The sequence below is a fragment of the Weissella paramesenteroides genome (genome assembly GCF_051903945.1).
GTDB lineage: Bacteria > Bacillota > Bacilli > Lactobacillales > Lactobacillaceae > Weissella > Weissella paramesenteroides_A.
On record NZ_CP192268.1, the window covers coordinates 581,420 to 599,473 of the forward strand.

Genomic DNA, 18,054 nt, shown 5'->3' on the forward strand with positions numbered 1-18,054 from the left:
ATTGTATTTATATGATAAACTAGACAAGTTGAATTAAAAATTTCGAGAAAGAAGGCACTACCGATGTGGAAAAAAGTATTAGGCGTGCTCGTCGTAATTGCGGCGGGTGTTGGGTTGGCTGCTTGGGGAATTGGCCCAAAGTCACTCGTAACGACCGATGCAGGTAATGTTTCACAAGCTGAATATTACAAAAAACTAAAAAGCTCTCCTGAAGGACAAAAAGAATTGGCCAATATGATTATTCAAAAGGTTTTGGATAAGAAATATGGAGATAAAGTTTCAAAGAAATCAATTGAATCACAATACAACGACGCTAAGTCACAGTATGGTTCACAATTTTCACAAGTTTTGTCACAAAATAGCATGACGGAGGATAGTTTCCGTGATTCATTGCGTATACAAGCTTTGGAAAAGCAAGCAGTAATTGCTGATAAGCATTATTCAAATAAGCAATTGCGTCAGGCTTACAAAGAATATCAACCAAAGGTTAATGTATCCGTTATCTTGACGTCATCAGAGGATGATGCGAAAAAGATTATTACACAACTTGATAAAGGCGGCGACTTTGCTAAGTTAGCAAAAGAAAAGTCAATCGATACCAATACCAAGAAAAATGGTGGTAAGATGACTAGTTTTGATTCAACTGATACAAATCTTGAAGATGATTTCAAAACTGCTGCCTTCAAGTTGAAGAAGGGTGAATATACGAAGACACCTGTAAAATCAACATCATCGCAAGGATACTTTATTATTAAGATGAATTCAAAGAGTGATAAGAAATCATTCAGTGCTTTGAAGTCAAAAATGAAGAGTATCTTAGTTGAAAAGACAATGTCAGATACAACTGAAGTTCAAGCAATTGTTGGTGAAGAATTGGGTAAGGCCAATGTAAATATTAAGGATTCAACATTACAAAATGTTTTGTCTACGTATACAGAAGCTGCCGCAACTGCAAAGACCGCAAAGAGTAGTTCATCTTCTGAGAGTTCAAGTTCTTCATCGGAAGCATCTTCTAGCTCTTCATCTAGTTCTTCGTCTAGCTCTACATCAAGTTCTTCAGCATCATCAGATAGTTCAAGTTCTTCATCAAGTGCTAGTTCGGAAAGTAGCAATTAGTTAATTGTAAAAAAACTGCAGAATTGTTTCTGTGGTTTTTTTATTTGATAAAATGCTGAAAGAAATTCGGATTTAAGTTACAATAGTTGTTGAATATAATAATTTGTTCGGCTTTTCGAAAGGGAATAAGAGGTTAAAAAGGATGCTTGATCGTTACACACGCCCAGAAATGGGACGTATTTGGTCGCTTGAAAATCAATACCAGTCATGGTTAGATGTTGAAATTGCCGCTACTGCCGGTTGGGTCTCAGTTGGCCATGTGCCAGCAGACGACTTAGCTGCTATTCGTGCAAACGCAAAATTTGATGTTGCACGTATTGCAGAAATTGAACAGTCAACGCGTCATGATGTCGTTGCTTTTACCAGAAATGTTTCAGAATCATTAGGCGAGGAGCGGAAGTGGATTCATTATGGATTAACTTCAACAGATGTTGTTGACACTGCACAGGCTTTGAGATTACGCCAAGCTAATCAAGTCATTAAGGATGATTTGCAGGAACTAAAAGCGACATTAGCAGAGCTGGCTTTAAAATATAAAGATACGGTTATGATGGGACGTACTCATGGTGTCCATGCTGAGCCAACGACCTTTGGATTGAAAATGGCTCGATTCTACCAAGCGGCTGTACGTAATATCGAACGTTTTGATCGGGTTGCTGCAGCTATTGAAACCGGAAAACTTTCAGGTGCTGTGGGAACCTTTGCGAATATTCCACCACAAGTTGAAGAAGTGGCGATGAAGGAATTGGGATTAACCCCACAACCAATTGGTTCACAAGTATTACCACGTGACTTACACGCAGATTATATGACAACGATTGCTGTAATCGGTGCTAATTTAGAAGAACTAGCAACAGAGATTCGTGGTTTACAACGTTCAGAAATTCATGAGGTCGAAGAAGGCTTCCGTGGTGGTCAAAAGGGATCATCAGCGATGCCTCATAAGCGCAATCCAATTGGATCTGAAAATGTTGTTGGTTTATCACGTGTCTTACGAGGATATGCAGTTACTGCTCTCGAAGATGTAACATTATGGCATGAACGTGATATTTCACACTCCAGTGCGGAACGGATCATTCTAGTTGATGGCACAACGGTTCTAGATTATATGTTGCATCGCTTGACAAATATTTTACGTAATTTACAGGTTTTCCCAGAAACGATGAAGAATAATATGAAGCGCACATATGGGTTGATTTATTCACAGCGTTTACTATTGAAATTAGTAGATGCTGGATTATCACGAGAGGCAGCATATGATACGGTTCAGCCTCTAACAGCTCAATCTTGGGATAATCAATTACAATTCCGTGAATTAGTAGATGCTGATGAAACAATCCAAACCAACTTAACGTCTGCAGAGGTAGATGATGCGTTTGATTATCATTGGCACCTTAAGCACGTTGACGATATCTATAAGCGTTTAGGTTTGCTATAAAGGAATTATCTAGTTTGATATATGCATCATGTTAACTTAATTTACTATTAATTTTATTGTTTAATAGATATTATTTGCACCTTGTGCGAATACCAGTTATTATAGAGAAAATATAGAAACGGGGGATTATATTTATGGCAGTAGAAGACGATGTAAAAGGTAAAGTTGATGAAGTTTCTGGTAAGGCAAAAGAAGTTGCCGGTGTTGTTTCTGATGACGAAAAGTTAGAAGCTGAAGGAAAGGCACAAGGATTAGCCGGTAAGGCACGTGGTCTTTTCGGAGATGCAAAAGACAAGGTTGAAGATTCAGCTGAAAACCTGAAAGATAAGGCAGAAGATGCAGTTGATGATCTGAAATCAAAGTTCAAGAAGTAATCACGCACTAATAATAAATTGCAAAGTACAGCGGTCAAGACAATGATATTTGTCTTGGTCGTTTTTTTGTTAGAAAACAAATAATAGTGACTTGATTTGATGGCGATAATTTTAACGAAATATTAGATAAATTCGATTAATCTGTATAATAAGTTGACATTTATGCCAAAAAGCAATAACATTTGAATATCGAATATTTCGATGTTCGAAATAAATTTTGGAAGGAGCACGACTGTGGCAGTTCTATCTACGACAGAGATTATGGATTTAATTCCGAATCGTTATCCCATCTTGTATATGGATTATGTTGATGAAATGACTCCAGGGGAATCATTGATTGCAACAAAAAACGTAACGATTAATGAGCAATTTTTCCAAGGACATTTTCCAGGTAATCCAGTTATGCCAGGCGTTCTAATTATTGAATCGCTGGCACAAGCGGCTTCAATCTTGATTTTATCATCACCACAATTTGTTGGTAAAACAGCTTATATGACGGGTATTGATAATGCAAAGTTTAAGAGAATGGTTAAGCCAGGCGATACAGTAAAGTTGCATGTTGAATTTGGTAACTTACGTGAAAATATGGGAACAGTAAAGGTTAAAGCCGTAGTTGATGGTAAATTAGCTACTAGCGCTGAACTAATGTTTGTCGTTTCACCTGAAGACAAGTCAGCTAGTGACACGGAGAAATAAGTATGACCGCACATGAAGAGGATTCTTTTGAAAAAATGAATGAGTCATTAGTAGATGTCTTCAATAATGTGATGTGGATTGAAGAGGCCTCATTGCGTAAATCACGCTTTAAGGACATTTCTATTAAAGATATGCATACGATTGCGGCGATTACCATGTATGACACGCGGACGGCATCCCAATTGGCTCAAACGATGCATTTAACGCCTAGTGCAATGACTAGTGTGATTGATAAGCTTGAAAAAAAGGGTTATGTCGTTCGTACTCGTGATACGAAGGATCGACGCGTGGTTCGTATTGGATTGACACACAAGGGTCGTACGGTTTTTCGTGCCCATGAAGCATTTCATCGTGGTATGGCCCATTCATTGTTTGATTCATTAGAAGAAGGTGAAGCACCTGCGGTTGAAAAAGCCGTTAGTGATTTGCAAGATTATCTTCGTGAGCTAATACAGTTTTAATTGAGGACATTATGGAACGATTTACAATTGTTGAGTCTGCCCACGTGGTGCCTGAGCGTGTTGTCACAAACGATGAATTAGCAACGTTTATGGATACGTCAGACGAGTGGATACACTCTCGCACAGGTATTCATCAACGACACATTGTGTCAAATGAAAGTACGAGTGATTTAGCAACGACTGTTGCGGAAAAGCTTTTGGCACAGGCAAATTTGTCAGCCAGTCAATTAGATTTTATTATTGTTGGCACAATGTCACCAGATTACTTAACGCCAAGTGTGGCACAACAAGTCCAAGGACGAATTGGCGCAACGAATGCTTTTGCATTTGATTTGTCGGCTGCATGTTCGGGATTTGTGTATACACTTAGCATGGCTAGTAAGTTATTAGCGACCAAGTATCGACGTGGTTTGGTAATTGGCGCTGAAGTACTAAGTAAGCTAGTAGATTGGGAAGACCGGTCCACTGCGGTCCTATTTGGAGATGGTGCTTCAGGTGTTTTGTTACAACAAACAACAGCAGATACTGGTTTGCTAGCAGAAGCGCTAAAAACATATGGCGATCAATCTGAATTTTTGACGGCAGGTCGTCAGCGAAATAGTAATCATTTCGTTGGGGATATCGTTGCAGCTGATCCTTACTTTCATATGAATGGGCGTGAGGTTTATAATTTTGCAACACGTCAAGTGCCAGCTGTCTTATCTCAAGCATTAGAAACAGCACAATTAACTGCAAATGATATTGATGTATATGTCTTACACCAAGCAAATGCACGGATTATTGCAAGTATTGCGAAAAGATTTGGACAACCGATTGATAAATTCCCAACAAATGTTGTCAACTATGGGAATACAAGTGCTGCAAGTATTGGTATTTTGCTTGATGAATTGCGGACAACAGGCGTCGTTCATCAGGGTCAGAAAATTGCATTAGCTGGTTTTGGTGGTGGTCTGACTGCAGGTGCACTAATTATCCAGCTATAATTTATAACAACTAATTTATTATTAATAAGAGAAAAAAGAGGAAAATAACATGACTGAAACAGAAATTTTTAACAAAGTAAGCGAAATCTTGGTTGACCAATTTGATTTGGAAGATGATGAAATTAAGTTAGATACAAACTTGAGTGAAGATATTGATGCAGATTCACTTGACTTGTTCGAAGTTTTGAACCGTGTTGAAGACGAATTTGATATTAAGCTTGCTGTTGCTGAAGAAATTCAAACAGTACAAGATTTGGTTAACAAGGTAACAGAACAAGTAAACGCCTAAGTAGTCGACGTAGTTAGAAGGGACGATATTATGAGCTTTAAGCTAAATAATCCACTTTTTGAAAAGTTGGGCATGAAGTATCCTATTATCCAAGGTGGTATGGCTTGGGCTGGAACAGGTCATTTGGCTGGATCTGTTTCAGAGGCTGGTGGATTAGGTATTATCGGAACTGGGTACTGGAAGGCTGACAAAGTTCGTGAAGAAATTCACCGTGCACGTGAAGTTACGGATAAACCTTTTGGGGTTAACGTGATGTTGCTTTCACGTCATATTCGTGAAGTGTTTGATGTTGTGATTGAAGAAGGTGTGAAGGTCGTTGCCACTGGTGCAGGTGACCCATCACCTTTTATTGATGAATTACACAGTCATGGCATTCTAGTTATCCCTGTTATTCCGTCAGTTGGTCTTGCTAAGATGATGGAAAAGAAGGGTGTTGATGCCGTTGTTGCCGAAGGTATGGAATCTGGTGGTCATATTGGTAGTTTAACAACGATGACGCTGGTACCCCAAGTTGTTGATGCTGTGAATATTCCAGTTATTGCAGCTGGTGGTATCGGAGATGGTCGTGGTGTTGCCGCTGCCTTTATGCTTGGTGCTTCAGGTGTTCAAATGGGAACACGATTCCTAGCTTCTGAAGAGTCAGAAGTACATGAAAACTTTAAGAACGCAGTTGTCAAAGCAAAGGATATTGACACTTTAGTAACTGGCGAGATTATGGGTAACCGTGCTCGTGTGCTAAAAACAAAAATGTCAAAGAATTTCGTTAAGCAAGAACGAATCGAAATTCAAAAGCCTAAGCCAGATGCTGATGCAATCGAGGATCTAGAGAACGGTTCGTTGCGCCGAGCTGTTATTGATGGTGATAAGACAACTGGTGCTTTCATGGCTGGACAAGTTTCTGGTTTAATTACTGAATTGAAGCCAGTCGCACAAATTTTGGAAGATACTTGGTCACAGGCAGAAGATCTTTTGAATTAACGATATTGGAGGACATATGAAACTTGGAATTTTAATGAGCGGACAAGGTGCTCAAAAGGTTGGCATGGGTGCTGATTTATATGAGCAAGTACCGGCTTATAAAGAAACCATTGATGAGGCTAGCCAAGTGCTAGGTTATGACATCATGTCAACTATTGTTAATGATGAAGAAAATGTGAAGCAAACAAAATTCACGCAACCAGCTATTCTGGCAATGAGTAGTGGTATCTATCGCGCATTGGCAGATGTCATGCCAGCACCACAAGCAACGCTGGGGCTTAGCCTTGGTGAATATAGTGCTTTGGTGGTAGCTGATGTATTAACTTTTGATCAAGCCATGCGTATTATTAAAGACCGTGGGGCATACATGCAACAAGCGGGTGATGATAATCCAGGTAAAATGGTCGCTGTGATGACAGATGATCAAGATTTGGTTATTGCAACTATTAAAAAGTTGCAAGCAGCTGGTAAGCGTGTTTATCCAGCAAACTATAATACATTTAATCAATTAGTTATTGGAGGTGTGGGTGCTGATGTTGATGCGGCAATTACGGCATTGACAGATGCTGGAATTGAACGATTGGTTGAGTTACCAGTTTCAGGTCCTTTCCATACACCATTAATGCAATCGGCAGCCGATCAATTGACAACACGTTTGGCAGATGAACCATTTTCACCGATGTCATTTGATGTTTACTCAAATACAACTGGTGAGAAATTCTCAGATGTCAAAACGACATTATTAGATCAAATTGTTTCACCAACTTACTTTGCGCAAGCATTGCAAGCAATGGTAGACGATGGGGTTGATACGTTAATCGAATTTGGTCCAAGTGATACGCTTTATAAATTTGCTCGTAAAATTGTTGGTAAAGATATTAAGCGTTATAAAGTCACTAATTTTAAGACATATCAAGAAGTTCGTGAAATGTTAGCAGCAGAATAGGAGACGAAGTGATGAATCTCGAAGGGAAAACAGTTTTAGTTACAGGGTCAACTCGTGGTATTGGCTTGGCCATTGCACATGCTTTTGATGATGCTGGCGCACGTGTTATTTTGCACGGTCGTTCTGCACCAAAGGCAGAGGTGTTAGGTGAATTTAGTGAAGGTACCATGGCCATCACAGCAGATATTGCAGATGATGCTAGCGTAAAAACAGCATTAGATGGTTTATTTGCTGAAATTGAAGGCATTGACATTCTAGTTAACAATGCTGGTATTGTGAATGACAAACTCACAATGGGGATGAAACCAGCAGATTTCGCACAAGTTGTAAACACAAACTTAAATGGTACATTTAATGTGACACAACCTGTTTTTAAGAAAATGTTGCGTGCCCGTACTGGACAGATTATTAATATGGCTTCTGTTGTTGGTTTGATGGGAAATGTTGGTCAAGCTAACTATGCTGCTTCAAAGGCAGGTATTGTTGGGTTAACCAAGTCATTAGCGAAAGAAGGCGCAATGCGTGGTATTCGTGTGAATGCCATTGCTCCAGGTATGATTGTCTCAGATATGACCAATGCCTTGTCAGATAAAGTGAAAAATCAAGTACTGGAAGCAGTACCATTAAAACGTTTTGGTGAAGCAACTGAAATTGCAAATACAGCTGTTTTCTTGGCTCAAAACGATTACATTACCGGCCAAACAATTACGGTCGATGGTGGGTTATATATTTAAGCAACGCATACGTGCGCTTTTGCACTTATTTATTTTTACTTACTTTTTTCGTACGTATAAAATTGCTAAAACATAAAGGAGAACAAGATGACACGAGTTGTTATTACAGGTTTAGGTGCTGTTACCCCCGTTGGAAATAGTACTGAAGATTTTTGGAATGGTATTTTTAATGGTGAAGTTGGTATTGCACCAATCACGAAATTTGATGCAACAGAGACTGGTATCACTGTTGCAGGTGAAGTAAAGGATTTTGATCCTTCTGCTCGCGTTGGTAAACGTGAATCACGTAAGATGGATCTATTTTCACAATATGCTGTTCATGCCGCTGGTGAAGCGCTTGAGCAAGCTGGATTAGCTGATGGTGTCGATAACCCAGACCGTTTTGGTGTGATTATGGGAACTGGTATTGGTGGTTTGACAACTATTGAACAACAGGTTATTAAGATGCACGACAAAGGACCACAACGTGTTAGTCCAATGTTCGTACCTAATGCAATTCCTAACATGGTTTCTGGTAATGTCTCAATGCGCTATGGTGCAAAAGGTGTTAACTATACAGTTTCAACAGCTTGCGCCAGTGCCACTAATGCTATTGGTGAAGCATTCTGGCGTATACAATCAGGTAAAATGGATGTTATGATCACTGGTGGTTCAGAGGCCTCAGTGAATGAAATGGGAATTTCTGGATTCGCAGCTTTGACGGCTTTGTCAACAGAATCTGATCCATTAAAAGCTTCAACGCCATTTGATGTTAACCGTCATGGATTTGTGCTAGGTGAAGGTTCAGGGGTCTTAATTCTTGAATCATTGGAACATGCACAAGCACGTGGAGCTAACATTATTGCTGAGGTTGTTGGTTACGGGTCAAATTCTGATGCTTATCACTTAACAAGTCCAACTCCTGATGGTTCAGGTCCCGCTGGCTCAGTTAAATTAGCATTGGAAGATGCTAATATTCAACCAAATGATATTGACTACGTTAATGCACATGGAACAGCTACTGGAGCAAATGATGCTGCTGAGTCAAAGGCAATGGAATTGGTCTTTGGTAAAAACGGTGTCTTAGTTTCTTCAACAAAGGGTATGACTGGTCACCTATTAGGTGCTGCCGGTGCAATTGAGGCCATTGCTGCAGTTGGTGCAATTGTTCGTGAAGAGTTACCAGTGAATGTTGGTTTAACTGAACAAGATCCCGAAACTGCAGGTGTAACTCTAGTTAATGAAGAAAATAAGCATGTTGCACCAAATTATGTTCTGTCAGCAAATTATGGTTTTGGTGGACATAATGCGGCAATTATTTTTAAGAAGTGGAGTGAAAATTAATGAGTTTGCAATTAGATGAAATTCGAACATTGATGCAAGACTTAGAAAACAGCTCATTGCGTGAATTTTCATTACAATCTGAAGATTTTAGCTTACATTTAAGTAAGAATGAAGTTTCTCAACCGGTTATGGCAGCAACTACGCAACCTGTAACTGATACACAATCTGTTGTTTCTGAGAAGAAGGCAACAGAGGGAACAGCTGATCTAGGTACTGATAACAGTGTCTTGGTTGAAGCACCTTTGGTTGGAACGGTTTATTTGAAGCCAAAGCCAGACGCAGCTCCTTTTAAAGAAGTTGGTGATCATGTGCAAGTTGGTGAACAGGTTGCAATTATTGAAGCAATGAAATTGATGACACCAGTGAAGAGTGAAGTAACAGGTGTTATTAAGGAAATCTTGGTTGAAGAAGAAGATGTTGTCGATTACGGACATGCATTATTCCGTGTTCAACCGGATGCCTAGGAGGATTTGATATGTCAGTATTAAATACACAACAAATTCAAGAAATTTTGCCTCACCGTTACCCAATGTTGATGTTGGATACGGTAGAAGAACTTGTACCTGGCGAAAGTGCTGTTGCTATTAAAAATGTAACAATCAATGAAGAGATTTTTCAGGGTCATTTTCCAAATAACCCAACTTTTCCAGGTAATTTGACGATTGAAGCCTTAGCACAAACTGGTGCTGTTGCTTTGTTATCAATGCCTGAACATAAGGGGAAAACGGCTTACTTTGGCGGAATTAAGAAGGCACGTTTCCGTAAGATGGTTCGTCCAGGTGACCAAGTGAGATTAGAAGTTAAGTTAACTCGTTTACGTGGCCCTATTGGTGAAGGTAAGGGGACAGCATATGTGGATGGCAAGCGTGTCACCACAGCTGACTTAACATTTATTGTTGGAGATTAAGTATGTTCAAAAAAGTTTTAGTGGCGAATCGAGGAGAAATTGCGGTTCGTATCATTCGTACACTGAAGGAAATGGGCATTAAATCTGTTGCTATTTATTCTTCAGCTGATGCGGATAGTCTTCATGTGCGACTAGCTGATGAAGCCATTGCTGTTGGTGGTCCTAGATCAAAAGACAGCTATTTGAATATGAAAAATATTTTGAGTGCAGCTGTGTTAACTGGCGCTGAAGCCATTCACCCGGGTTATGGATTCTTATCTGAGAATGAAGCCTTTGCTGAAATGGTTGGTGCAGTTGGCCTCAAATGGATTGGTCCAAGTCCTAAAGTCTTGGAGTTAATGGGAAATAAGGCGAATGCACGTGAATCAATGCGTGAAGCTGGTGTACCGGTTATTCCGGGATCTGACGGTTTTATTCACAATGCTAGTGAAGCTAAAAAAGTTGCTGAACGAATAGGCTATCCTTTATTGTTAAAAGCCGCTGCCGGTGGTGGTGGTAAAGGGATGCGTTTTGTTTATTCAGAAAATGAATTAGCTGAAAAATTTGATGATGCCCAACGTGAAGCGAAAGCTGCTTTCGGGGATGGTCACATGTACGTTGAAAAGGTTATGACAAATGTGCGTCATATTGAGATGCAAATTATCCGTGACCAACAAGGCAATGTCCTATACTTCCCGGAACGTAATTGTTCATTACAACGGAATAACCAGAAAGTAATGGAAGAAAGTCCAGCTGTTGGCGTGACTCAGGCCATGCGTGATGAACTGGGAGCCATTGCAACGCGTGCTGTTAACGCACTGGATTATGAGAATACAGGAACGCTAGAGTTCTTGGAAGACCATGAAGGTAATTTCTACTTTATGGAAATGAATACTCGTATTCAGGTTGAGCATCCAGTAACTGAATTAGTAACGGGTGTTGATTTGATCAAGATGCAAGTGCAGGTTGCGGCTGGCGAAGCATTGGCCTTGCGTCAAGCAGACATCAAAGTGAATGGTCATGCAATTGAAGTACGTTTAAATGCTGAACAGCCCGAACGTAACTTTGCACCAAGTGCGGGGAAAATTAATTTTGTCTTTTTGCCAACTGGTGGACCTGGCATTCGCATCGATTCAGCAATTTATTCAGGTGACATTATTCAACCATTTTACGATTCAATGATTGGAAAATTATTGGTACATGGTGATGATCGCGCTGAAGCAGTCGTTAAAATGAAACGTATTCTAGATGAAATGGTTATTGATGGTGTCAATACCAATGCCGATTTCCAAGAAGCGTTATTAAATGATGATGTTGTTGCAGAGGGCTTGTTTACAACACAGTACCTTGAGCATGACTTTTTACCAAAATGGCAAAAAAGTTTGACAGCAGGTGAATAGGAGGCAAATGATGGATTTATTTAATAAACCAAATGCCAAATTACCTAAAATTAAAAAAGACGCGCATGTTGATGCGCAGATTCCAGATGGTTTATTTCTAGCATGTCCATATTGTGGGGCACAGCTGTATTCTAAACAATTAGGCGAACACCGTGTTTGCCCAAATTGTGGTTACGGGTTCCGTTTGCAAGCATATGAGCGTGTTCACTTGATGACAACGGTGTTTGAGGAATGGGACGCAGACTTAACATTAGAAAATCCGGAATTTCCTGGATATGCTGAAAAGTTAAGTCGTGCGAAATCACAAACTGATTTAAATGAATCAGTCTTGACTGGTAAAGCGGTCCTTGAAGACGAAACTGTTGCCTTAGGAATTATGGATTCTTACTTTATGATGGGTTCGCTAGGAACGATGACTGGTGAGAAAATTACTCGTTTGTTTGAAAAGGCAACTGAGCAAAAATTACCAGTTGTTTTATTCACTGCTTCTGGTGGTGCTCGTATGCAAGAGGGAATTAATTCCTTGATGCAGATGGCTAAAGTATCTGCTGCAGTTGCCGCACATCAAGAGGCTGGTCTACCATATTTCGTGGTGTTAACTGATCCAACAACTGGTGGTGTGACAGCTTCATTTGCGATGCAAGGGGATGTCACATTGGCTGAGCCGCATGCTTTAGTTGGTTTTGCTGGTAAACGTGTGATTGAACAGACAATCCACGAAAAAGTACCCAAGGACTTTCAACGGGCCGAAACGGTTTTGGAAAATGGATTTATTGATGCAGTTGTGCAACGTAAAGAACTACCTAAAGTCTTAGCACAACTTGTAAAATTCCATCAACCACAAGGAGGTCGTTAGTCATGGTAAGTTTATTTAGACGTGAATTAACACCCGTTCAAATAGTGAAACGTGCACGTGAAGATCGATTTATGGCACGTGAAATTATTTCAGGTGTCTTTACTGACTTCTTTGAACTGCATGGTGACCGTTATGCTGGTGATGATCAAAGCGTTATTGGTGGCCTTGCTAACCTAAATGGTCGTCCAGTGACTGTTATCGTGATTGATAAAGGATCAGATATTAATGATAAGTTAGCCAAACGGAATGGTTCACCTGAACCATATGGTTATCGTAAAGCGACGCGGTTAATGAAACAGGCAGCGAAGTTTGGTCGTCCAATTATTACTTTTATCAATACACCAGGGGCTTTTCCAGGTAAGACTGCAGAAGATCAAGGTCAAGGTGAAGCGATTGCGCAAAGTATTTTGGAAAGTTTGAAATTGCCAGTTCCTATGATTGCCATTGTCTATGGTGAAGGTGGTTCTGGTGGCGCACTTGCGTTAGCAACTACTGATCAAGTGTGGATGTTCCAAAATTCAACTTATTCGGTCCTTTCTCCTGAAGGTTTTGCATCGATTCTGTGGAAAGATGCCAAACGACATGATGAAGCAGCTGCAGTCATGGGCTTAACACCAAATGACTTGTTAGATAATCACATTATCGAGTACATCATACCCGAAAGTCGTTCACATACACGTGTCTTTTCATTAATTCGTGCAAAATTGGATGAAGAAATTCAAAAGTTGGCAAATATGCCAGCTGATAAGTTAATTGCACAAAGACGCGCACGTTTTCGTAAATTTTAGTTAATAAAAAAGCGAGACAAAAGTCGTTTTGAAGTTGGCGTGACACGTGATTTGCGCAATTTTTTCCGTAGCAAAGCGCAGGACAGGGATTGCGTAAATTGCGTTACATTGAGACTTCAGACGTTTGGAACGCGTCTATGCTATAAAAATTACAGGCTTATAATTCATACAATTTTAGCAAGAAGAGATTGGAACATTGTCTTCTGTCCCAACCTCGATTAAAAACATCAAGTTACCACATTGACAATGGTAGCTTGATGTTTTTTAGTCTAAAAAATTTGTGATTCAGCTTCTTTTTGTTGTATACGTTGGTTCGATAACAAACACGTTTATGGCTATCTTTTTTTATGCTTTATCGGTAAAATTAATTTACTGTCAGGGGAAAAAGGAGGAATACATAGTGATTGATCAGCAAAAAATTCAAAAACAGCAAGCTGGCGAATTTGCAGCAACTTTAATTACTGATGGGATGATTGTTGGTTTAGGAACAGGGTCAACTGTACGGTTTTTTATTGAAGCGTTGGCTGCAAGAATCAATAATGAAGGCCTGAATATTACTGGGGTGACAACGTCAAATAAAACGTCATCATTAGCAAAATCATTGGGGATTAAGCTTGCTTCTGTCGATGAAGTGCCAACGATCGATTTAACGATTGATGGTGCAGATGAAGTTGATCATCAACTGAATGGCATTAAGGGTGGTGGTGCAGCATTGTTATTTGAAAAGATTGTGGCTTTGAATTCGAAGAAGAATATTTGGATTATTGATGAATCAAAGTACCATGAGGTCATTGGTCAGTTTCCATTACCTGTTGAAGTGGTGCCTTATGGTAGCCATCATCTGTTGCAAAAATTTTTGGCAGCAGATATGCAACCAACTTTTCGTCGAACAGCCACTGGTGAGCGCGTTACAACTGATGTTGGTAACTATATTATTGATTTACACTTGAAACGTATTGAATATCCCCAGAGTTTGGCATATTTTTTGGAACAGACGATCGGGGTTGTTGAACATGGTTTGTTTCTAAAAACGGTTGATGAAGTAATTATTGGTGGTAATCAACCAACATTAATTTCTAATATGAAGCAATAAGGTTAGACTAAATAACTGAATAATCCTATGGTACAATGAGATTAGTTATATTGGGGAACATAAAGATAAAGGAGAATGACAAAGATGACTTGGCAAGATAATTTTCAAGTATGGGAAAAGCGTAATGACTTACCAGAATATTTAAAAAATGAGATGGATGTATTAGCAAAAGATGATCAGCAAGCAGAGGATGCTTTCTATCAACCATTATCATTTGGAACCGCCGGTATGCGTGGTTTGCTCGGGGCAGGAATTAATCGCATGAATATCTACACAGTGCGACAAGCTACTGAGGGATTAGCACGTTTGATGGATTCATTATCTGAAGAAGTAAAAGCACGTGGGGTTGCCATTTCATACGATTCACGTCATTTCTCACAAGAGTTTGCTTTTGAATCAGCTAAGGTATTGGGAGCACATGGTATTAAGGCGTATGTTTTTGAATCATTACGTCCAACGCCAGAGTTATCTTTTACGGTACGATATTTTAAGGCTTATGCGGGGATTATGATCACAGCTTCGCACAATCCAAAAGAGTATAACGGATACAAAATCTATGGTGAAGATGGTGGGCAAATGCCACCAAAGGAATCTGATATCATTACGGCTTCTATTCGTGAAGCAGATATGTTTACGGTGCCAGTAAAACCACAAGCCGAACTAGAAGCGGCTGGATTGTTGGTAACTATTGGTAAGGACGTTGATGATGCTTATTTGTCTGAAATCAAGACGGTAACGGTTGATCAAGAGTTGGTCAATAAAGAAGGGCGTGATATGAAATTGGTATACTCACCACTTCATGGCACTGGTGCGTTTATTGCAGGTCAAGCTTTGGATAATGCAGGTTTCAAGAACGTCACAATCGTGCCAGAGCAAGAACAACCAGATGGTGATTTTCCAACTGTAACCTTGCCAAATCCTGAAGATCCAGCAGCATTAGCGATGGGCATTGCCTTGGCTAAAAAGCAGGGTGCTGATGTTGTGATTGGTGTTGACCCAGATGCTGATCGTATGGGAACGGCTGTTCGCTTGCCATCGGGTGAGTATCAATTGCTAACAGGTAATCAAATTGGTGCAATTTTGTTGCATTACTTATTGACTGCTAAAAAAGCGGCAGGAACATTACCAGCTAACGGTGTTCTTGTTAAATCAATTGTGTCATCAGAATTTGCAGCAGATATCGCAAAGAGTTTTAATATTGAAACGATTAATGTTTTGACAGGATTTAAGTATATCGCTGAGCAGATTCAAAATTATGAATCAACTCATGAGCATACTTTCTTATTTGGTTTTGAAGAGTCGTATGGATACTTAGTAAAATCATTCGCTCGTGATAAAGACTCTATTCAAGCAACTGTTTTGTTAGCGGAGGTCGCAGCATACTACAAGTCACTAGGTAAGACATTGTATGATGGTTTGCAAGATTTGTTTGCAGAGTATGGCTACTTTGTTGAAAATACACAATCACTGACCTTCAAGGGTATTGATGGAGCGGAAAAGATTGCGGCCTTAATGGCAAAATTCCGTGCCGAACAACCAACTTCATTTGGAAATATTGCAGTCACAAAGTTTGCTGATTTTACATTGCAAACTGAGACTGATGTCCAGACAGGTGTGGAGACAACAATGTCACTACCAAAAGCTAATGTATTAAAGTACTGGTTGACAGATGGCTCATGGGTAGCTGTACGTCCTTCAGGTACTGAACCCAAAATTAAATTATACGTTGGTACCAATGGGACAACCCAACAAATAGCTGATGATAAGTTAGCAGCTATTCAACAATCAATTGCTGATTATGTCGATTAACATCAACTATTTTAACTATTAAGTAAGGCCGTCAATTTACTAGTTGCAATTTAGTAAGTTGACGGCCTTTAAACATGTTCTAAAAAGCTGAAGTTAATGGTTACATTTGTTTTACAGGGGCTAAACATAATATTTGACCATTTTTTATAAAAAAGTAAATATTAAACAATGTAAATTTTGGAGCATGGTACAATGTATATTAGGTAGACTATAAAGCATCTTATGAGTAATTCATAAAGAATGGAGAAAATGATGATTGGATGGATTATTGTCGGTATCGTGATTGTTTTAGCTTTGCTATGGGTTGGAATCTATAACGGGCTGGTGCAAGCACGCATGCGTACACAAGAGTCATGGAGTCAAATTGACGTACAATTAAAACGACGAAACGATTTGATTCCAAATTTGGTTGAGACGGTTAAAGGATCAGCTAAGTTCGAACAAGGAACTTTGGAAAAAGTAGTTGGACTTCGTAATGCACTAACTCAAACGCCAACTGATGACCATCAGAAAACAATGGCACTGTCTGACCAATTGACGAGCTCTTTAAAGTCAGTTTTTGCAGTTGCAGAAGCTTATCCTGATTTGAAAGCATCAAATCAATACAATAAGCTAATGGAAGAATTGACAAATACAGAAAATAAAATTGCTTACTCACGTCAATTATTTAATACGACAACTGCCACATATAATACAAAATTACAGTCGTTCCCAACGAATTTTGTGGCTAAGATTCACAGCTTCAAGCCTAGCGAATTCTTGGAAACACCAGCTGAAGAACGAGAAGTGGTCAACGTGTCATTTGATGATCGTGGCCTTTAAGAGGTAATTGACCATGTTATTTGAACAAATTGCAAAAAATAAGCGCAAAACGATTGTGTTATTTATTGGATTCTTTTTGTTCATGGGAATTGTCGGTGCAGCACTAGGATATTATTTGCTCGGTGAATGGGTACCAGGTATCATCATTGCTATCGTGACGGGAATTGTTTATGCCGTTTATATGTTTAGTCAGTCGACAGACGTTGTCATGAGTTTAAATCATGCCCAAGAAATTACGAGTGCGGATCAAGCGCCTGACTTGTGGCATATTGTAGAAGATATGGCATTAGTAGCTAACGTCCCGATGCCACGGGTATTTATTATTGACGATCCGAGTCCAAATGCATTTGCAACAGGTAATGATCCTGAACATGCTGCCGTGGCAGCAACCTCAGGTATTCTGTCAGTATTAAACCGTGAAGAATTAGAGGGTGTTATGGCACATGAGATGACTCATGTTCGTAATTATGACATTCGTATTCAGACAATTGCGGTTGCTTTGACATCAGCAATTGCGATGCTGGCAAATTTTGGTACTCATTTTTGGTACTTCGGTGGTGGTAATCGAAATCGTGATAATAAAGATGGTAATATTATTGCCATGATTGCTTCAATTTTAGTTTTGATATTGGCACCAATTGCGGCAACGTTAGTTCAACTAGCAATTTCGCGTAATCGAGAATTTCTTGCCGATGCGGGAGCGGTGGAGTTAACACGAAATCCACAAGGATTGATCAATGCGTTAACTAAGATTTCGCAAAGTGAGCCAATGTCGGATGAAAATGTGTCACCGGAAAGTGCGGCATTGTACATTGCAAACCCATTAAAAGAGAAAAAGCTAACAAATCTTTTTGCAACGCATCCGCCTATGAGGGAACGAATTGCAGCATTACAAAAGATGTGATAATTGCTATTACAGTAAGGATTCAGTCTTTTGAAACACGTTTATGACCAGCAACCTGCCAATACAAATTGGTGGATTGTTGGTCTTTTTAATATTTCCTTTTAGTTTTGTCTGACGCTGTGATACAATGAAATGATTGTTGGTCGTCGAAAAGGCCA

General features: G+C 39.5%; 20 protein-coding genes. All 20 read left to right on the top strand.

The genetic code is table 11. The features are described from left to right. Positions 1–63: 63 nt before the first annotated feature. The 20 genes from ACQ4QH_RS02730 (at position 64) to htpX (ending at position 17,896) form a co-directional block, all read left to right on the top strand. Positions 64–1,116 (top strand): peptidylprolyl isomerase, encoded by a 1,053-nt coding sequence (locus ACQ4QH_RS02730; RefSeq protein ID WP_439819200.1) that lies wholly within the window; start codon positions 64–66, stop codon positions 1,114–1,116. Positions 1,117–1,258: 142 nt separating this feature from the next. Continuing rightward, positions 1,259–2,554, top strand: a complete 1,296-nt coding sequence (gene purB / locus ACQ4QH_RS02735; protein WP_439819201.1) for an adenylosuccinate lyase — start codon at positions 1,259–1,261, stop codon at positions 2,552–2,554. Positions 2,555–2,688: 134 nt separating this feature from the next. Further along, entirely contained in the window at positions 2,689–2,928 is a 240-nt protein-coding gene (locus tag ACQ4QH_RS02740) for a CsbD family protein (RefSeq protein WP_251940098.1), read from the top strand. Between the two features lie 234 nt (positions 2,929–3,162). Then, positions 3,163–3,624, top strand: coding sequence for a 3-hydroxyacyl-ACP dehydratase FabZ (fabZ, locus tag ACQ4QH_RS02745; RefSeq protein ID WP_040760323.1), 462 nt, complete (start codon positions 3,163–3,165; stop codon positions 3,622–3,624). A 2-nt stretch (positions 3,625–3,626) separates the two neighbouring features. Further along, positions 3,627–4,085, top strand: a complete 459-nt coding sequence (locus ACQ4QH_RS02750) for a MarR family winged helix-turn-helix transcriptional regulator (RefSeq protein WP_002827601.1) — start codon at positions 3,627–3,629, stop codon at positions 4,083–4,085. An 11-nt stretch (positions 4,086–4,096) separates the two neighbouring features. Beyond that, positions 4,097–5,068, top strand: a complete 972-nt coding sequence (locus tag ACQ4QH_RS02755; RefSeq protein WP_439819202.1) for a beta-ketoacyl-ACP synthase III — start codon at positions 4,097–4,099, stop codon at positions 5,066–5,068. Between the two features lie 49 nt (positions 5,069–5,117). Then, positions 5,118–5,357 (top strand): acyl carrier protein, encoded by a 240-nt coding sequence (locus ACQ4QH_RS02760; protein ID WP_002827598.1) that lies wholly within the window; start codon positions 5,118–5,120, stop codon positions 5,355–5,357. A gap of 30 nt (positions 5,358–5,387) precedes the next feature. Beyond that, positions 5,388–6,335, top strand: coding sequence for a DUF561 domain-containing protein (locus ACQ4QH_RS02765; RefSeq protein ID WP_251940100.1), 948 nt, complete (start codon positions 5,388–5,390; stop codon positions 6,333–6,335). A 16-nt stretch (positions 6,336–6,351) separates the two neighbouring features. After that, positions 6,352–7,281 carry an ACP S-malonyltransferase gene (locus tag ACQ4QH_RS02770; protein ID WP_439819203.1) on the top strand — a complete coding sequence of 310 codons (930 nt, stop codon included), beginning with the start codon at positions 6,352–6,354 and terminating at the stop codon, positions 7,279–7,281. An 11-nt stretch (positions 7,282–7,292) separates the two neighbouring features. Further along, positions 7,293–8,015 (top strand): 3-oxoacyl-ACP reductase family protein, encoded by a 723-nt coding sequence (locus ACQ4QH_RS02775; protein WP_140837086.1) that lies wholly within the window; start codon positions 7,293–7,295, stop codon positions 8,013–8,015. Positions 8,016–8,102: 87 nt separating this feature from the next. Continuing rightward, entirely contained in the window at positions 8,103–9,338 is a 1,236-nt protein-coding gene (gene fabF / locus ACQ4QH_RS02780) for a beta-ketoacyl-ACP synthase II (protein WP_439819204.1), read from the top strand. Then, positions 9,338–9,802 (top strand): acetyl-CoA carboxylase biotin carboxyl carrier protein, encoded by a 465-nt coding sequence (gene accB, locus ACQ4QH_RS02785; protein WP_439819205.1) that lies wholly within the window; start codon positions 9,338–9,340, stop codon positions 9,800–9,802. Before fabF ends, accB begins: the two co-directional genes overlap by 1 nt. A gap of 11 nt (positions 9,803–9,813) precedes the next feature. Then, positions 9,814–10,245, top strand: a complete 432-nt coding sequence (gene fabZ, locus ACQ4QH_RS02790) for a 3-hydroxyacyl-ACP dehydratase FabZ (RefSeq protein ID WP_002827591.1) — start codon at positions 9,814–9,816, stop codon at positions 10,243–10,245. 2 nt (positions 10,246–10,247) lie between these two features. After that, positions 10,248–11,624 (top strand): acetyl-CoA carboxylase biotin carboxylase subunit, encoded by a 1,377-nt coding sequence (gene accC, locus ACQ4QH_RS02795; protein ID WP_439819206.1) that lies wholly within the window; start codon positions 10,248–10,250, stop codon positions 11,622–11,624. A 10-nt stretch (positions 11,625–11,634) separates the two neighbouring features. Then, on the top strand, positions 11,635–12,480 hold the full coding sequence (gene accD / locus ACQ4QH_RS02800; RefSeq protein WP_439819207.1) for an acetyl-CoA carboxylase, carboxyltransferase subunit beta: 846 nt from the start codon (positions 11,635–11,637) through the stop codon (positions 12,478–12,480). Positions 12,481–12,482: 2 nt separating this feature from the next. Then, positions 12,483–13,268 (top strand): carboxyltransferase subunit alpha, encoded by a 786-nt coding sequence (accA, locus tag ACQ4QH_RS02805; RefSeq protein ID WP_150177485.1) that lies wholly within the window; start codon positions 12,483–12,485, stop codon positions 13,266–13,268. 403 nt (positions 13,269–13,671) lie between these two features. Then, positions 13,672–14,361, top strand: a complete 690-nt coding sequence (rpiA, locus tag ACQ4QH_RS02810; protein ID WP_439819499.1) for a ribose-5-phosphate isomerase RpiA — start codon at positions 13,672–13,674, stop codon at positions 14,359–14,361. An 84-nt stretch (positions 14,362–14,445) separates the two neighbouring features. Beyond that, positions 14,446–16,170, top strand: a complete 1,725-nt coding sequence (locus tag ACQ4QH_RS02815) for a phospho-sugar mutase (protein ID WP_439819208.1) — start codon at positions 14,446–14,448, stop codon at positions 16,168–16,170. 252 nt (positions 16,171–16,422) lie between these two features. Further along, positions 16,423–16,992 (top strand): LemA family protein, encoded by a 570-nt coding sequence (locus ACQ4QH_RS02820; RefSeq protein WP_150177497.1) that lies wholly within the window; start codon positions 16,423–16,425, stop codon positions 16,990–16,992. Between the two features lie 13 nt (positions 16,993–17,005). Continuing rightward, positions 17,006–17,896, top strand: a complete 891-nt coding sequence (gene htpX / locus ACQ4QH_RS02825; RefSeq protein ID WP_439819209.1) for a zinc metalloprotease HtpX — start codon at positions 17,006–17,008, stop codon at positions 17,894–17,896. The last annotated feature ends 158 nt before the right edge of the window (positions 17,897–18,054 follow it).

Bases quoted from the DNA above. Each gene is read 5' to 3' on its own strand.
- accB (WP_439819205.1), top strand. From the start codon at position 9,338: ATGAGTTTGCAATTAGATGAAATTCGAACATTGATGCAAGACTTAGAA.
- ACQ4QH_RS02755 (WP_439819202.1), top strand. From the start codon at position 4,097: ATGGAACGATTTACAATTGTTGAGTCTGCCCACGTGGTGCCTGAGCGT.
- accA (WP_150177485.1), top strand. From the start codon at position 12,483: ATGGTAAGTTTATTTAGACGTGAATTAACACCCGTTCAAATAGTGAAA.
- ACQ4QH_RS02765 (WP_251940100.1), top strand. From the start codon at position 5,388: ATGAGCTTTAAGCTAAATAATCCACTTTTTGAAAAGTTGGGCATGAAG.
- ACQ4QH_RS02760 (WP_002827598.1), top strand. From the start codon at position 5,118: ATGACTGAAACAGAAATTTTTAACAAAGTAAGCGAAATCTTGGTTGAC.
- accD (WP_439819207.1), top strand. From the start codon at position 11,635: ATGGATTTATTTAATAAACCAAATGCCAAATTACCTAAAATTAAAAAA.
- accC (WP_439819206.1), top strand. From the start codon at position 10,248: ATGTTCAAAAAAGTTTTAGTGGCGAATCGAGGAGAAATTGCGGTTCGT.
- ACQ4QH_RS02775 (WP_140837086.1), top strand. From the start codon at position 7,293: ATGAATCTCGAAGGGAAAACAGTTTTAGTTACAGGGTCAACTCGTGGT.
- ACQ4QH_RS02750 (WP_002827601.1), top strand. From the start codon at position 3,627: ATGACCGCACATGAAGAGGATTCTTTTGAAAAAATGAATGAGTCATTA.
- htpX (WP_439819209.1), top strand. From the start codon at position 17,006: ATGTTATTTGAACAAATTGCAAAAAATAAGCGCAAAACGATTGTGTTA.
- fabF (WP_439819204.1), top strand. From the start codon at position 8,103: ATGACACGAGTTGTTATTACAGGTTTAGGTGCTGTTACCCCCGTTGGA.
- ACQ4QH_RS02820 (WP_150177497.1), top strand. From the start codon at position 16,423: ATGATTGGATGGATTATTGTCGGTATCGTGATTGTTTTAGCTTTGCTA.
- ACQ4QH_RS02815 (WP_439819208.1), top strand. From the start codon at position 14,446: ATGACTTGGCAAGATAATTTTCAAGTATGGGAAAAGCGTAATGACTTA.
- ACQ4QH_RS02730 (WP_439819200.1), top strand. From the start codon at position 64: ATGTGGAAAAAAGTATTAGGCGTGCTCGTCGTAATTGCGGCGGGTGTT.
- ACQ4QH_RS02740 (WP_251940098.1), top strand. From the start codon at position 2,689: ATGGCAGTAGAAGACGATGTAAAAGGTAAAGTTGATGAAGTTTCTGGT.
- fabZ (WP_002827591.1), top strand. From the start codon at position 9,814: ATGTCAGTATTAAATACACAACAAATTCAAGAAATTTTGCCTCACCGT.
- purB (WP_439819201.1), top strand. From the start codon at position 1,259: ATGCTTGATCGTTACACACGCCCAGAAATGGGACGTATTTGGTCGCTT.
- ACQ4QH_RS02770 (WP_439819203.1), top strand. From the start codon at position 6,352: ATGAAACTTGGAATTTTAATGAGCGGACAAGGTGCTCAAAAGGTTGGC.